The sequence below is a fragment of the Kitasatospora sp. NPDC088742 genome, assembly GCF_055584905.1.
Genome location: NZ_JBVJLD010000029.1, coordinates 95,282 through 108,522 on the forward strand (window position 1 = coordinate 95,282; position 13,241 = coordinate 108,522).

Genomic DNA, 13,241 nt, shown 5'->3' on the forward strand with positions numbered 1-13,241 from the left:
TCACCCCGCTCGCTCAGGGCCGCGTGCACCGAGCAGGCCATCTCGGTGTCGTCCGTCCACGGCCAGGGGCCGGGCGGGAGTTGACGTCGGGTCAGGTGCTCGCGGTTGTCGGGGACGAAGAACTGGGCGCCGAAGGAGTCGCCCGTGCTGAGGCCCAGCAGGGCGTCGTAGGAAGGGGTCATTGCCCCCGATGCTGCCAGCCGGAGCGCTCAGCGGTCCAGGAAGTCCACCACGGCCTCGACGAACGGCCCCGGCTCGCCGATCCACGGGAAGTGCCCCACGCCGGGCAGCACCACCTGCTCGCCCTTCGGGAAGGCGGCGGCGATCTCCGCGGCCCGGGCCGGGGTCGGCCCGCCGTCGAACTCGCCCGCCAGCACCAGCACCGGCCCCTCCAGGGCGGCCAGCGCGGCCCGGGTGGCGGCCGGGTCGAAGGCCTCCTCCTGGTAGTAGGACTGCGCGGCCTCCGGGTGGATCTGACCGGCCCGCTCGGCCACGTGCTCCTGCTCGGCCACGCCCCAACGGCCGTAGATCAGCGGGGCGATGGCGTCGAAGTCGAAGATCCCGCGCTTGGTGTCCTCCAGCGCGGCGGCGGCCCGCGGGTACCAGGGCTCGTCGGCCAGCAGCGCGGCGGCCTTGGTACGGTCCTCCACCGTGAACGGCACGTCGACGGCGGCCGCCGCCGGGGTGACCAGCACCAGACGGGCGACCCGCCCGGGGTACCGCGCGGCGTAGAGCACGGCCAGGTCGGAGCCGGCCGAGTGCGCCAGCAGGTCCACCCGCTCGAGTCCGAGCGCGGCCCGGAAGGCCTCGACGTCCTCGACCTGGCGGTCGCAGCGGTAGGTCTCGGGGTCGGCCGGGACGGCGGAGTCGCCGGTGCCGCGCAGGTCCAGGCGGTACAGGGTGCGGTGGGCGGCGAGGCCGCCGAGCCCGCCGAGGCAGGCGGAGTCGCGCATCGGGCCGCCGGGCAGGCAGAGCAGCGGGGCCCCGGTGCCCTCCTGGTGGTACGTCAGGAGGGTGCCGTCGGGGGCGGAGAAGGTAGGCATGCACCGATCCTCTCCGCCCCCGGCGCCGAGGGCAAAGCGGTTTGACCGGGTGTCAGGAGTTGCAGATCGAGTTGGCCTTCATCGTGGTGAAGTTCGCCAGGTAGGCGTCGTGCAGAACCGGGCTGTCGATGCTCAGCATGGTCTCGTCGTTGGAGCGCAGGTTCGGGTAGGTGTAGTTGTGGCTACCGGTGAAGACCATCTTCTTGCCGGCGGTCTTCCGGAACGTGCCCTCGATCAGCATGTACTTCGAGTGGATGGCGAGCCGCCGGCCGTCGCCCGCCTGGCCGAAGCAGGCGGCGAAGTGGGCCACCTGACCGTCCTGCAGCGCGTTGCGGACCGCCGTGCCGAGCGTCGACTTGGCCCCGGTGGTCTCCGCGGTGGCCAGCACCTCGACCTGGCAGCCGTTCCGCTGCGCCCTGGCCAGGGCCGCCGCGACGGGCGGGCGGGTGAAGGCGTACATCGCGACCCGGACGCGGCCGCTCCCGGCAGCGCAGTCCAGGTCGTCGATCGCGGCCACCACGGGGTCCGTGGTCACGTCCTTGAGGTCGGAGGTGCTCTCCCGGCGCGGGAAGAAGTACGCGGTGTACGGCCCGGTCTCCTTGGTGACCGGGTAGTCGTCCAGGCCGGCGGCGGCCTTGCCGTACGTCTTGAGGTCCTCGAAGTACCCGGCGTAACTCGCGTACAGCGCGGCGTCGGGCAGGGTGACGGCGTTGTTGAAGTAAGTCGTGCGCTGGGTGGTGGTCAGGTTGGCCGAGGTCTGGAAGACCACGTTCGAGGTGGGGCCGACCCGTGAGAAGAGGAAGAACTTGTTGTGGTTGATCGGGCGGCTGGTGTCCTCCGTGTCGAGGTCCCGGCTGCCGATGCAGCCCCTGGTCGGCGGACAGGTCATCACCCAGGAGCCGGCCGTCAGGTCGCCGCCGAGCCCCGGGCGGGTCAGTGCCCCGCTCGCGTTCCTGGTGCCGTTCAGCAGGGCCTCGAACTCACCGCCCCCGGCGGTGTCGGCCGACTCCGCGTCCAGCACCAGCTTGACCTTCACGCCGCGCTTCGCCGCGTCCAGCAGGGCGTTGCGCGCCGGGCCGTCGGTGAACTGGAAGACGGTGCCCCGGATCTCCTCGCCCGCCGGGGTGGCCTTGATCAGCGAGAGCAGGTGGTCCCGGATCGCGTCCTGCCGCAGCGGCTCCGCACTGGTCGGGTCGTTGAAGGTCGCGGTCGGCGTGATGATGTCCCCGGCCGGCGGCACGGTGGTGCCGGCCAGCGCGCCCGGGGCGCCGAGCAGCGAGACGCCCAGGGCCAGCGCGGCGGCGGCGGTCGTGGTGCGACGCAGTCGCATGGTTTTTCCCCCTCGTTCATGAAAACGATCTTGCGAGGGAACTCTAGTGCCGTGCGGGGCAGACCTTGCCGGGCACGGCACTAGCCTGCGGCTCCGGCGGCCTCGGTGGCAGCGGCGGCCAGTTCCTGAAGGGCCGTCAGGTGCCCGGCCAGCGCGGTCCGCCCGTCCTTGGTGGCGGCCAGCCAGGTGCGTGGGCGCTTGCCGACGTAGCCCTTCTTGACCCGCACGTACCCGGCCTCCTCCAGCGCCGAGGCGGTCTTGCTGAGCACCGAGTCGGAGACCTGCGCGTAGTCCCGGACGGCGCCGAACTCGGCTTCCTGACAGCCGCTCAGGAAGGCCAGCACGGTCAGCCTGGTCGGGTTGTTCAGCTGGGGGTCGAGCCCGGTCACCGGACGTCCTCCGGGACCGCACCGCGCAGCTGCCGGGTGACCCGGCGCATGACCTGCCAGAACACCCCGCCGGCGGCCGCCCCGGCGACGGCGCCGACCAGCAGCATCGGCAGCCCGGCCCACCACCCGAACCCGCCGAGCCCGAGCTCGACCGCGGCGATCGTCAGCGCGGTGAGCACGGCCACCTTCGCGGCGGCCGGCGAGGGCCGGTTGACCACCCCCTGGAGGCGGCTGACCGCACCGGCCAGCCCGCCGACGACCGGGCCGACCATCGCGCAGCCGACGATCATCAGCCACTCCAGGTCGAACTGCATGGCGGTGCCGACCACCAGCCCCTGCACCAGGAACACCGCCCCGATCGCGGGGCCGTACCAGCCCGGCGGCGGCACCGGGCGGGAGGCGGCGGCGGTGGCGCGGCCGGCGAGTTCGAGCGCTTCGGCAGGCGTGAGCGGCTTGTCCATGGTTCCCCCTTGGTTCGGCAAGTGCTTCCATGGTGGCATCTACTTTCCCAATTGGAAAGTACTTTCGCTCAACAGCGGGAGTCGATCTCGGAGAAGGTGTCGTAGTGGTCGGGCGTCCAGTACTGCTGCCCCGCCGAACCGGTGACGATCCGTCGGGCCCCGCGGGTCGGCGCGCCCGGGGTGACCACGGTGTACTCGTGGTAGTACTCGCCCTTCTCCCTGGGCAGCCGCCCCTCCCGGTTCTCGAACACGATGCCGTCGCTCCGGTACGGGTACGGCCCGCCCTTGGCGATCAGCCCCAGGGTGTCGCGGGCCTGCTGCGGCAGCGCGGAGCGGCAGACGTCCGGGTACGCGGCGCTGGTCGGCACCCAGCCGGTGGGGCTCGCGGCGGGGGCGCTCGCAGTGGGGGCGCTCGCGGTGGGTCCGGCCGACTTGCCGCAGCCGGCGAGGGCGAGGGCGAGGGCGAGGGCGAGGGCGAGCAACAGGGCGACGGCCAGCAGGTGGTGACGGTGCTTCATGGCCCCAGCTTGCCGGGATGCTCCCGGAGCGGGCCCGCAAAACGCCGCTGGGCCCGGCACGGACGCCATTGTCCGTACCGGGCCCAGCTGTTACACACGGCGGCTCTCCTGCGCCGAGCTCCGCCGTGCGCCCCTCCATAACTTGGTCGGAGTGGAGGGGGTGCGGTCAGCGATGGGACCGCGCTGATTCGTGTCAGCGCGAATCGCTGCCCGCAGTCTCGAGGGCGGCGCGGCCTGCCTCCAGGCGCGCCACCGGGATCCGGAAGGGGGAGCAGGACACGTAGTCCAGGCCCACCTCGTGGAAGAAGTGCACCGAGTCCGGGTCACCGCCGTGCTCGCCGCAGACGCCGAGCTTGAGGTCGGGGCGGGTGGCCCGGCCGGCCTCGACGGCGCTCTTGACCAGCGAGCCGACGCCGTCGCGGTCGATGGTCTCGAACGGGCTGACGCCGAAGATGCCCTTCTCCAGGTACGCGGTGAAGAACGAGGCCTCCACGTCGTCCCGGGAGAAGCCCCAGACGGTCTGGGTCAGGTCGTTGGTGCCGAAGGAGAAGAACTCCGCGGCCTCGGCGATCTGACCGGCCGTCAGGGCGGCGCGGGGCAGCTCGATCATGGTGCCCAGCTTGATGTCCAGCTGGACACCGGTGGAGGAGGCGACCTCGGCGAGCACCCGCTCGCACTCGTCGCGGACCAGCTCCAGCTCCTGGACGGTGCCGACCAGCGGGATCATCACCTCGGGGCGCGGGTCCCCGCCGGCCAGCTTGCGCTCGGCGGCGGCCTCGGCGATCGCCCGGACCTGCATGCCGAACAGGCCGGGGATGACCAGGCCGAGGCGGACGCCGCGCAGACCCAGCATCGGGTTCTGCTCGTGCAGCTTGTGCACGGCCTGGAGCAGGCGCAGGTCGTTCTCGTTCGGGTCCTTGCGGGCCTCGGCGAGGGCTACTCGTACCGAGAGCTCGGTGATGTCCGGGAGGAACTCGTGCAGCGGCGGGTCCAGCAGACGGACCGTCACCGGGAGCCCGTCCATCGACTGGAAGAGCTCCAGGAAGTCGCCCTTCTGCAGCGGCATCAGGGTGGAGAGCGCGAGCTCACGGTCCTTGTCGTTGTCCGCCAGGATCAGGTGCTCGACCTCCTTGCGGCGCTCCTCACCGAGGAACATGTGCTCGGTGCGGCACAGGCCGATGCCCTGGGCGCCGTAGCGGCGGGCGCGGTTCGCGTCCTCGGCGTTGTCGGCGTTGGCGCGCACGGCCAGGCGGCGGCGGACGTCGGCGTGCGCCATCAGGCGGTGCACGGCCTGGACCAGACCGCCCTGGACGTCGGCGCCGGCGTGCAGGGTGCCCTCGAAGTACTCCACCACCGGGGAGGGGAGCACCGGGACCTCACCGAGGTAGACCCGGCCGTTGGCGCCGTCGATCGAGACCAGGTCGCCCTCCTCGATCACCAGGCCGTCCGAGGTGACCATCCGGCGGCGCTTGGTGTCGACCTCGAGCTCCTCGGCGCCGCAGACACAGGTCTTGCCCATGCCGCGGGCCACCACGGCCGCGTGCGAGGTCTTACCGCCGCGCGAGGTGAGGATGCCCTCGGCCGCGATCATGCCCTCCAGGTCGTCCGGGTTGGTCTCCCGGCGGACCAGGATGACCTTCTCGCCGGAGCGGGACCACTTGACGGCGGTGTAGGAGTCGAAGACCACCTTGCCGACCGCGGCGCCCGGCGAGGCGGCGATGCCCCAGGCGACCTGCTTGGACTCGGCGTTGGGGGCGAAGCGGGGGAACATCAGCTGGGAGAGCTGCGCGCCGTTCACCCGGTGCAGCGCCTCGTCCAGGTCGATCAGGCCCTGGTCGACCAGCTGGACGGCGATCCGGAAGGCGGCCGCGGCGGTGCGCTTGCCGACCCGGGTCTGCAGCATCCACAGCTTGCCGCGCTCGATGGTGAACTCGATGTCGCAGAGGTCGCGGTAGTGGTTCTCGAGCTTCTGCATGATCGCCATCAGCTCGTCGTACGACTTCTTGTCGAGCCCCTCCAGGTCGGCGAGCGGGAGGGTGTTGCGGATGCCCGCCACCACGTCCTCGCCCTGCGCGTTGGAGAGGTAGTCGCCGTAGACGCCGACCGCACCGGTGGAGGGGTCGCGGGTGAAGGCGACACCGGTGCCGGAGTCCTCGCCGAGGTTGCCGAAGACCATCGAGCAGACGTTGACCGCGGTGCCCAGGTCGTTCGGGATGCGCTCCTGCCGGCGGTACAGGCGGGCGCGGTCACCGTTCCAGGAGTGGAAGACCGCGTGCACGGCCAGGTCCATCTGCTCGCGCGGGTCCTGCGGGAAGGCCCGGCCGGTCTCCTTGAGGACGATGCCCTTGAAGGTCTCCACCAGGGCCTTGAGGTCCTCGGCGGTCAGGTCGAGGTCGTCCTGGGTGCCCTTGGCGTGCTTGGCCTCGTCCAGCGCGTCCTCGAACAGCTCGCCCTCGACGCCCAGCACCGTCTTGCCGAACATCTGGACCAGGCGGCGGTACGAGTCCCAGGCGAAGCGCTCGTTGCCGGACTGCGCGACCAGGCCGAGCACCGAGACGTCGGAGAGGCCGATGTTCAGGACCGTGTCCATCATGCCGGGCATGGAGAACTTGGCGCCGGAGCGGACCGAGACCAGCAGCGGGTCGCCCGCGTCGCCGAGCTTCTTGCCCATCTCGGCCTCAAGGGCCTCCAGGTGGGCGCTGATCTCCTCGTGCAGCGAGGAGGGCTCGCTGCCGGTCTGCAGGAAGACCTTGCAGGCCTCGGTGGTGATGGTGAAGCCGGGAGGGACGGGGAGGCCCAGGTTGGTCATCTCGGCGAGGTTTGCACCCTTCCCGCCAAGAAGGTCCTTGAGGTCCCTGTTTCCTTCGGTGAAGGAGTAAACGAACTTCTGCTGCGACGGCACGGTCGGTCTCCTCGCACACGGTTGCCCTGACGCCGGAGAACATACCCATTTCGAAGGCGGTTTCGCGCCGTCGACAGGCCCTCCGATCCCGCCGAAGCCTGACGACCCGACAGATCGAAAGCCCGGTCTGGCGTTCACCTCTGTTGCTGAAATCGTCCGGCTGACGCTAGCTTGTGTTCAAGTCTTGAAGGCAACGAACGCGAAGATCACCTGAACCGGACGGAGCGTAGCGGCGGATCGCCCACGATGTTGCCCCGGCTTGATTTCCTGTGGCCAGTCGGGCGGTTCCGGCGCCCGGGCCCTTCGGGAAGCGATCCACCCCCTCGGGGCCGGTCCGGCGGCCTGACCGACCGTCAGTGGCCACCGTATGTGGCCAGCGTCACGGGCGCATCTCAGTCAACGGGCGTACTCCGATCGGATACTTCGTCACCTTGAGTCGACTGTTCCGTGCGTACCGTCACGGGAATCGGCCGCAAAGGAGCCCTCTTGGCCAGGATGTCCAAGAGGGCTCGTCCGCGTCGGCCTGTGCACCAGAGCGGCCAATTTGGCCACCCTGTAGTGCTCATCCGCCAGAGGTGTCCGATTCGGCGTCCGCAGAGGGCAGGGCGCAGTCGTACGGATCGTCCAACCAGCCCTCGGGCAGCACCACGCGGTTGTTGCCACTGGTCCGTCCGCGCGGTCCGTCCGCGCTCTCCGGCCAGAGCTGGCTCTGCTCCACCTGGGCGAGGGTCTCGGTGAGTTCGGCCAGTGAACTCGACATCGCGAGCTTCACCCGCAGCTCCGAGCCGACCGAGAAGCCCTTGGTGTACCAGGCGACGTGCTTGCGGAAGTCGACCACGCCGCGCGCCTCGTCCCCCATCCACTCGCCCAGCAGCTCGGCATGACGGACCATCGCGCTCGCCACGTCGGCGAACGCGGGGCGGGCGTAGTCGACCTCGCCCTCGAAGATCGAGACCAGGTCCTTGAACAGCCACGGCCGGCCCAGGCACCCCCGGCCGACCACCACGCCGTCACAGCCGGTCTCCCGCATCATCCGGACGGCGTCGTCAGCCGACCAGATGTCCCCGTTGCCGAGCACCGGCACCTCGTCCGGGACGGACTCGCGCAGCCGGGCGATGGCCGACCAGTCGGCGGTGCCGCCGTAGTGCTGGGCGGCCGTGCGGCCGTGCAGCGCGATCGCCGAGACGCCCTCCTCGGCCCCGATCCGGCCGGCGTCCAGGAAGGTGAGGTGGTCGTCGTCGATGCCCTTGCGCATCTTCATGGTGACCGGCAGGTCACCCGCGTTGGCCACCGCCTGCTTGAGGATCTCGCGCAGCAGGTTCCGCTTGTACGGCAGCGCGGAGCCGCCGCCCTTGCGGGTCACCTTGGGCACCGGGCAGCCGAAGTTGAGGTCGATGTGGTCGGCCAGCCCCTCGGCCGAGATCATCTTGGCCGCCCGGCCGACCGTCTCCGGGTCCACCCCGTAGAGCTGGATCGAGCGCGGCTTCTCGCTCGGGTCGAAGTGGATCAGCTGCATGGTCTTGGCGTTCCGCTCGACCAGCGCCCGGGTGGTGATCATCTCGCTGACGTACAGGCCCTTGCCGCCGCTCTGCTCCCGGCACAGGGTGCGGAAGGGGGCGTTGGTGATCCCCGCCATCGGTGCCAGCACCACGGGCGGCCAGACCTGGAGCGGCCCGATGTCCAGGGGCTTGAACTCGGGAGCGGGAGTGGTGGTCATGGCGCGACGGTTCCTCGGGGCTCGGCGGACGGGACTTCCCATTGTCCCCCACTCGGCGCAGCGCCCAGCCGGGCGAGCTTCGCGGCCGTCTCCTCGTCCAGCGGGGTGTAGGTGACCAGCCGGGTGCTGGGGCGCGGGCCCAGCCAGAGGCTGGTGTAGGCGAAGGAGAGCAGCCCCTCCTCCGGGAGCACGAACCGCTTCTCGCCGTCGCCCGGCGCGGACACCTCGTGCTGCTGCCAGAGCTCGTCGAACTCCGGCGAGGAGCTGCGCATCCGGTGCAGCAGCGCCTTCCAGGCCGGCTCGGCCGTGTGGTCGGCCATCGCCGCGCGGAAGCGGGCCACCATCGAGCGGCGGCCGGTGCGGCTGTCCACCAGCCGGGAGCCGAAGACGCTCTCGGTGAAGGCCAGCCACATCAGGTTCCGCTCCTCGAACGGCAGCGCTTCGAGGTCGCCGGCCAGCCAGGTGTAGGCCCGGTTGTACGCCAGGACGTCGTAACGGCTGTTCACCACCGCGGCCGGATACGGATCCACCTGGTCCAGCAGCAGCTGGATCGCCGGGGTGACCATGTGGCAGGCCGGCTGCGCCACCGGGTCCTCGCTACCCGCCAGCGCGAACAGGTGGGCCCGCTCACTGCGGTCCAGCATCAGCGCCCGGGCCACCGCGTCCAGCACCTGGCCCGACACCTGGATGTCCCTCCCCTGTTCGAGCCACGTGTACCAGGTGACCCCCACGGCGGAGAGCTGGGCGACCTCCTCCCGGCGCAGGCCCGGGGTGCGGCGGCGGCCGACGGCCGGGAGGCCGACCTGCTCAGGGGCGATCCGCTCCCGGCGGCTGCGCAGGAAGGCGGCCAGCTCGGTGCGGGCGGCTGTGGTGGTCGTGGTCATGGGTACCAGGATGACGGGTGGGAGGTCCCGTTGCCAGGTGGTGCTGGTACCAGGATAAGGAGCATCTGGTACCAGGCTGCGGCACGCGGCACTCTGATGGACGTGACCCAGCAACTGACGCACCCTCAACAGCTCGCCGCCGCCCGGCCCACCGGCCGCCTCGGCCTCTCCACCGCCGGACTGGCCACCGTCCTGCTCGGCGCCTTCCTCCCGATGCTCGACTTCTTCATCGTCAACGTCGCGCTCCCCACCATCGAGCACGACCTCGCGGCCGGGCCCGCCGTGCTGGAGCTGATCGCCGCCGGGTACGGCATCGCCTTCGCCGTCCTGCTGGTGCTCGGCGGACGGCTCGGCGACGCGCTCGGCCGGCGGCGGCTGTTCGTCGCCGGCTCGCTCGGCTTCGCGCTGGCCTCGCTGCTGTGCGGCATCGCGCCCTCGGCCTGGGCGCTGGTCGCGGGCCGGGTGCTCCAGGGTGCGGCGGCCGCGGTGCTGCTCCCCCAGGTGCTGGCCACCATCACCGCCGCCACCGACGGCGCCCGGCGGGCCAAGGCGCTCTCCGTCTACGGCGCGGTCGGCGGGATCTCGGTGGTGATCGGCCAGGTGCTCGGCGGCTTCCTGGTCTCGGCCGACGTGCTCGGCACCGGCTGGCGCTCGGTCTTCCTGCTGAACGTCCCGTTCGCCGTGGCCACCGCCCTGCTGGCGCTCCGCCACGTCCCGGAGAACCGCGCCGAGCGGGCCGCCCGGATCGACCTGCCCGGCACCCTGCTGCTCTCCCTCTCGCTGCTCTCCCTCTTCGTCCCGCTGATGGAGGGCCGCGCGCTCGGCTGGCCGCTCTGGTCCTGGCTGTCGCTGGCCGCCTTCCCCTTCCTGCTGTGGGCCTTCCTCGCCACCGAGCGGCGGCTGGAGGCGCGGGGCGGCGATCCGCTCCTCCCGCTCTCCCTGGTGCGGATCCCCGAGATGCGGCGCGGGCTCGGCATCGCGCTCCCCTACTTCACCGGCTTCGGCGGCTTCATGTTCGTGGTGGCCGTCCTGCTCCAGCAGTCGCTCCACCTCGACCCGGTGGCGGCGGGCTGGGCCCTGGTCCCGATGGCGGTCGGCTACTTCACCGCCTCGCTCGCCTCGCCCCGCCTGATCGGCCGGTACGGCTCCCGCGTGATCACCACCGGCGCCGCCCTCCAGGCCCTCGGCCTCGCCACCCTCGCCTCCACCGCCCTGCTCGCCGGCCTCTCCCCGCTCCGCATGCTCCCCGGCGTCGCCCTCGCCGGCATCGGCCAGGGCCTGATCGGCACCCCGCTCTTCCGCGTCGTCCTCACCAAGGTCCCCACCGCCCGGGCCGGCACCGGCAGCGGCGTCCTCGCCACCGCCCAGCAGTCCAGCCTCGCCCTCGGCGTCGCCGCCCTCGGCACCCTCTACCTCTCCCTCGCCCCCACCCTCGGCGCCCTCCCCGCCCTCGCCGTCATCCTGGCCATCCAGACCGCCGGCTCCGCCACCATCTTCGCCCTGAGCCTGGGCCTTCCCCGCTCGATCGGGTGATTGCGACGCACGAACCTCGCGAACGACGCACGGATCGTCCTACCGTGAGTCGTATGACAGCCAGAGTTCCGATCCGTCAGCTCCAGCAGCACGCCAGTGAGCTGATGGACCGGGTCGCGGCCGGAGAGCGGATCGAGATCACCCGGAACGGGCGGCTGATCGCGGTGCTCTCCCCGCCCGACCCGGAGCAGCGGGTCCTGGAGGACCTGGTCCGTGACGGGACCATCGACCCGGAGAACGCGGCCACCGCCACCGGCCTCGCCCACTGGGAGCCCCCGGCGGCGGAAGGCCTGGCCTCCCCCAGCGCCGCACTGGCCGCGATGCGGGAGGAGGAAGAGGAGAGGTGATCTACCTCGACTCGTGCGCGCTGCTCAAGCTGATCGTGCCGGAGGCCGAGTCCCCCGCACTGCGCACCTTCCTCTCCGCCCGGGGCGCGGAGGGTCACGCCACCAGCGCCCTGGCCCAGGTCGAGGTACCGAGGGCACTTCAGCGGGTAGCGGCGCCCCCGTACCTCTTCGAAGCGGCGGAGGACGCCCTCGACCGCCTGCTCCGGGTCCGGCTCTCCGATCCCGTCCTCCGCTCGGCCCGCCTGCTCCCCGGGCAGCACCTGCGCAGCCTGGACGCGATCCACCTGGCCAGCGCCGAGCACCTGGAGCACGCTCTCACCGCCTTCGTCACCTACGACAAGCGCTTGGCGACCGCCGCGGCGGACCGAGGACTTCCCGTGGTGAGTCCGGCCTGACGTCGGCAAAACCGCTGGTCAGCCGCGCGGAACAGGTGCGAGGATCGGTCCATGACGACACCTCAGCTGCCCATCGACACCCGTGACCGCGAGGAGCTGGCCGCTCTGGTGGCGGCCGGGGCGCGGCCGAAGTACCTGTTCTTCTGGGGGCACCGGCCGGAGCGGGACAGGCGGATCGGGGCCGGGGCGCTGAGCCAGTGGTGGCCGGGGGCGTTCGAGGTGGACGGGGTCCGCTACGGGTCGGCGGAGCACTGGATGATGGCGGGGAAGGCCCGGATGTTCGGGGACGAGGAGATGCTCGCCCGGATCCTGTCTGCCCAGTCCGCGGCGGAGGCGAAGAAGTTCGGCCGGATGGTCGGCGACTTCGACGGCGACCGCTGGGACGCCGAACGCTTCGAGCTGGTGGTCGAGGGGAACGTCGCCAAGTTCGGCCAGGACGAGGCGCTGCGCACCTACCTCCTCGGGACCGCCGGCCGCGTCCTGGTGGAGGCCAGCCCGCTGGACCGGATCTGGGGCATCGGCCTCCCGGCCGACGACGACCGCGCCGCCCGCCCCGCCGACTGGCGCGGCCTCAACCTCCTCGGCTTCGCCCTGATGGAGGCCCGCGCCCGCCTGGCCGCCGCCTAGCGCCGCACCCGCGCTAGGAAGCCAGGATCAGCGCCACCGCCTCGTCCAGGACGGCCACCTCCGCCGGCGAGAGCGTCGGGTTGGCGGCCCGCCGGGCCCTGGCCTCGGCGAGCAGCATTCCGTCGGTGCCGCCGAGCCGGCGGACCAGGGCCGGGAGCGCGGTCCGGGCGAGGTCGGCGGCGGCCGGCATGCTGAGGGCCGCCTGGGCCAGGATCAGGGCGGCCATCGCGGTGTCCAGTCCGGGCGGGCCCTCCTGGGCGGTGTCCCAGTCGATCACCACCGGACCGTCGGGGGTGAGGAAGACGTTCCCCGGGTGGAGGTCGAGGTGCAGGACCCGGTCCGCGCCCCCGCCCCGGGACGGGACCTCGTGCAGCCGCAGCAACAGGGCGGCCAGGATCTCGCCGGCCTCCTCACCGGTGAGTCCACCCGCCATCAGGGCCTCCAGCATGGTCGGCCCGGTCAGCCGCTGGAGCACCAGCTCGGAGCGGTCCGCCCCGGGCCGGACCTGCGGCACGGGGTAGCCGTGACCGGCCAGGTAGGCCATCAACGCCGCCTCACCCGTGGCGTCCGCGCCGTCGCGGTAGCGCCGCAGCACCCGGTCCTCGTCCAGGGCGAACACGTCCGCCGTCCGCCCGGTGCCGATCAGTTCCCCCGTCATCATGCGGACGAAGGTACCCGACGCCGCGTCAGGCCAGGTGCCGCACCCGGAAGGAGGCGGCCTTGGCGCGGTTGCCGCAGCGGGTCATGTCGCACCAGCGCCGCGCCCCCTTGCGGGAGTGGTCGACGTAGAGGCGGTTGCAGGTCTCGGCGGCGCACTCCTTGACCTGGGCGGCGAGCGGCAGGGCGAGCAGGCGCTGGGCGGAGCGGGCCAGGGTGGCGAGCAGGGCCTCGGCGGTGCCGGTGCGGTGGAGGGTGCCGTCGGGGCGGAGTTCCTGACGTAGTCCCGGTCCGTCTGCCTGACGATTGAGCAGGCGGCGGTCGGTGGCACCGTACGGTGCGGAGGCGGCCGCGGCGCTCGCCAGCCGGAAGATCGTCTCGCGGAGCCGGACGGCGTGCGCCAGGTCCTCGGCGTCGGCGGCCATCGGCTGGTCGACC

The 13,241-nt window shown here is 72.0% G+C and carries 14 protein-coding genes and 1 pseudogene; 4 read left to right on the top strand and 11 right to left on the bottom strand.

The window, feature by feature from the left end; genetic code table 11:
* The 9 genes and pseudogenes from ACZ6ZR_RS22795 to ACZ6ZR_RS22835 form a co-directional block, all read right to left on the bottom strand.
* Window positions 1-182, bottom strand: a pseudogene (locus ACZ6ZR_RS22795) (ADP-ribosylglycohydrolase family protein); the annotation flags it as partial.
* Window positions 183-209: 27 nt separating this feature from the next.
* Entirely contained in the window at window positions 210-1,043 is an 834-nt protein-coding gene (locus tag ACZ6ZR_RS22800; RefSeq protein ID WP_465645030.1) for an alpha/beta fold hydrolase, read from the bottom strand.
* Between the two features lie 52 nt (window positions 1,044-1,095).
* A complete protein-coding gene (locus ACZ6ZR_RS22805; protein ID WP_465645032.1) occupies window positions 1,096-2,373 on the bottom strand; it encodes a phospholipase D-like domain-containing protein in 1,278 nt (425 codons plus the stop codon).
* 80 nt (window positions 2,374-2,453) lie between these two features.
* Window positions 2,454-2,762: a transcriptional regulator gene (locus ACZ6ZR_RS22810; RefSeq protein WP_465645034.1), complete on the bottom strand. Its 309-nt coding sequence runs from the start codon at window positions 2,760-2,762 to the stop codon at window positions 2,454-2,456.
* A complete protein-coding gene (locus ACZ6ZR_RS22815) occupies window positions 2,759-3,223 on the bottom strand; it encodes a hypothetical protein (RefSeq protein WP_465645036.1) in 465 nt (154 codons plus the stop codon). Before ACZ6ZR_RS22815 ends, ACZ6ZR_RS22810 begins: the two co-directional genes overlap by 4 nt.
* Before the next feature lie 68 nt (window positions 3,224-3,291).
* Window positions 3,292-3,741: a guanyl-specific ribonuclease gene (locus ACZ6ZR_RS22820; protein WP_465645038.1), complete on the bottom strand. Its 450-nt coding sequence runs from the start codon at window positions 3,739-3,741 to the stop codon at window positions 3,292-3,294.
* Between the two features lie 193 nt (window positions 3,742-3,934).
* Window positions 3,935-6,643 (bottom strand): pyruvate, phosphate dikinase, encoded by a 2,709-nt coding sequence (gene ppdK, locus ACZ6ZR_RS22825; protein ID WP_465645040.1) that lies wholly within the window; start codon window positions 6,641-6,643, stop codon window positions 3,935-3,937.
* A 562-nt stretch (window positions 6,644-7,205) separates the two neighbouring features.
* A complete protein-coding gene (gene dusB, locus ACZ6ZR_RS22830) occupies window positions 7,206-8,360 on the bottom strand; it encodes a tRNA dihydrouridine synthase DusB (protein WP_465645042.1) in 1,155 nt (384 codons plus the stop codon).
* On the bottom strand, window positions 8,357-9,244 hold the full coding sequence (locus ACZ6ZR_RS22835) for a helix-turn-helix transcriptional regulator (RefSeq protein WP_465645044.1): 888 nt from the start codon (window positions 9,242-9,244) through the stop codon (window positions 8,357-8,359). Before ACZ6ZR_RS22835 ends, dusB begins: the two co-directional genes overlap by 4 nt.
* Window positions 9,245-9,340: 96 nt before the next feature.
* Here ACZ6ZR_RS22835 and ACZ6ZR_RS22840 point away from each other — a divergent pair, with 96 nt between their 5' ends.
* The 4 genes from ACZ6ZR_RS22840 to ACZ6ZR_RS22855 are packed head-to-tail and all read left to right on the top strand — an operon-like array spanning window position 9,341 to window position 12,146.
* Entirely contained in the window at window positions 9,341-10,777 is a 1,437-nt protein-coding gene (locus ACZ6ZR_RS22840) for an MFS transporter (protein WP_465645046.1), read from the top strand.
* 53 nt (window positions 10,778-10,830) lie between these two features.
* On the top strand, window positions 10,831-11,124 hold the full coding sequence (locus ACZ6ZR_RS22845) for a type II toxin-antitoxin system Phd/YefM family antitoxin (protein WP_465645048.1): 294 nt from the start codon (window positions 10,831-10,833) through the stop codon (window positions 11,122-11,124).
* On the top strand, window positions 11,121-11,519 hold the full coding sequence (locus tag ACZ6ZR_RS22850) for a type II toxin-antitoxin system VapC family toxin (protein WP_465645050.1): 399 nt from the start codon (window positions 11,121-11,123) through the stop codon (window positions 11,517-11,519). The genes ACZ6ZR_RS22845 and ACZ6ZR_RS22850 overlap by 4 nt, the downstream gene beginning before the upstream one ends.
* A 51-nt stretch (window positions 11,520-11,570) precedes the next feature.
* Window positions 11,571-12,146: an NADAR family protein gene (locus ACZ6ZR_RS22855; RefSeq protein WP_465645052.1), complete on the top strand. Its 576-nt coding sequence runs from the start codon at window positions 11,571-11,573 to the stop codon at window positions 12,144-12,146.
* Between the two features lie 13 nt (window positions 12,147-12,159).
* Here ACZ6ZR_RS22855 and ACZ6ZR_RS22860 read toward each other — a convergent pair whose 3' ends face one another.
* Window positions 12,160-12,807 (bottom strand): phosphotransferase, encoded by a 648-nt coding sequence (locus tag ACZ6ZR_RS22860; RefSeq protein ID WP_465645054.1) that lies wholly within the window; start codon window positions 12,805-12,807, stop codon window positions 12,160-12,162.
* Between the two features lie 25 nt (window positions 12,808-12,832).
* On the bottom strand, window positions 12,833-13,241 hold a 409-nt coding region (locus tag ACZ6ZR_RS22865; RefSeq protein ID WP_465645056.1), incomplete at its 5' end, for a CGNR zinc finger domain-containing protein.

Bases quoted from the DNA above. Each gene is read 5' to 3' on its own strand.
- ACZ6ZR_RS22845 (WP_465645048.1), top strand. From the start codon at position 10,831: ATGACAGCCAGAGTTCCGATCCGTCAGCTCCAGCAGCACGCCAGTGAG.
- dusB (WP_465645042.1), bottom strand. From the start codon at position 8,360: ATGACCACCACTCCCGCTCCCGAGTTCAAGCCCCTGGACATCGGGCCG.
- ACZ6ZR_RS22820 (WP_465645038.1), bottom strand. From the start codon at position 3,741: ATGAAGCACCGTCACCACCTGCTGGCCGTCGCCCTGTTGCTCGCCCTC.
- ACZ6ZR_RS22805 (WP_465645032.1), bottom strand. From the start codon at position 2,373: ATGCGACTGCGTCGCACCACGACCGCCGCCGCCGCGCTGGCCCTGGGC.
- ACZ6ZR_RS22840 (WP_465645046.1), top strand. From the start codon at position 9,341: ATGGACGTGACCCAGCAACTGACGCACCCTCAACAGCTCGCCGCCGCC.
- ACZ6ZR_RS22815 (WP_465645036.1), bottom strand. From the start codon at position 3,223: ATGGACAAGCCGCTCACGCCTGCCGAAGCGCTCGAACTCGCCGGCCGC.
- ACZ6ZR_RS22800 (WP_465645030.1), bottom strand. From the start codon at position 1,043: ATGCCTACCTTCTCCGCCCCCGACGGCACCCTCCTGACGTACCACCAG.
- ACZ6ZR_RS22860 (WP_465645054.1), bottom strand. From the start codon at position 12,807: ATGATGACGGGGGAACTGATCGGCACCGGGCGGACGGCGGACGTGTTC.
- ACZ6ZR_RS22855 (WP_465645052.1), top strand. From the start codon at position 11,571: ATGACGACACCTCAGCTGCCCATCGACACCCGTGACCGCGAGGAGCTG.
- ACZ6ZR_RS22835 (WP_465645044.1), bottom strand. From the start codon at position 9,244: ATGACCACGACCACCACAGCCGCCCGCACCGAGCTGGCCGCCTTCCTG.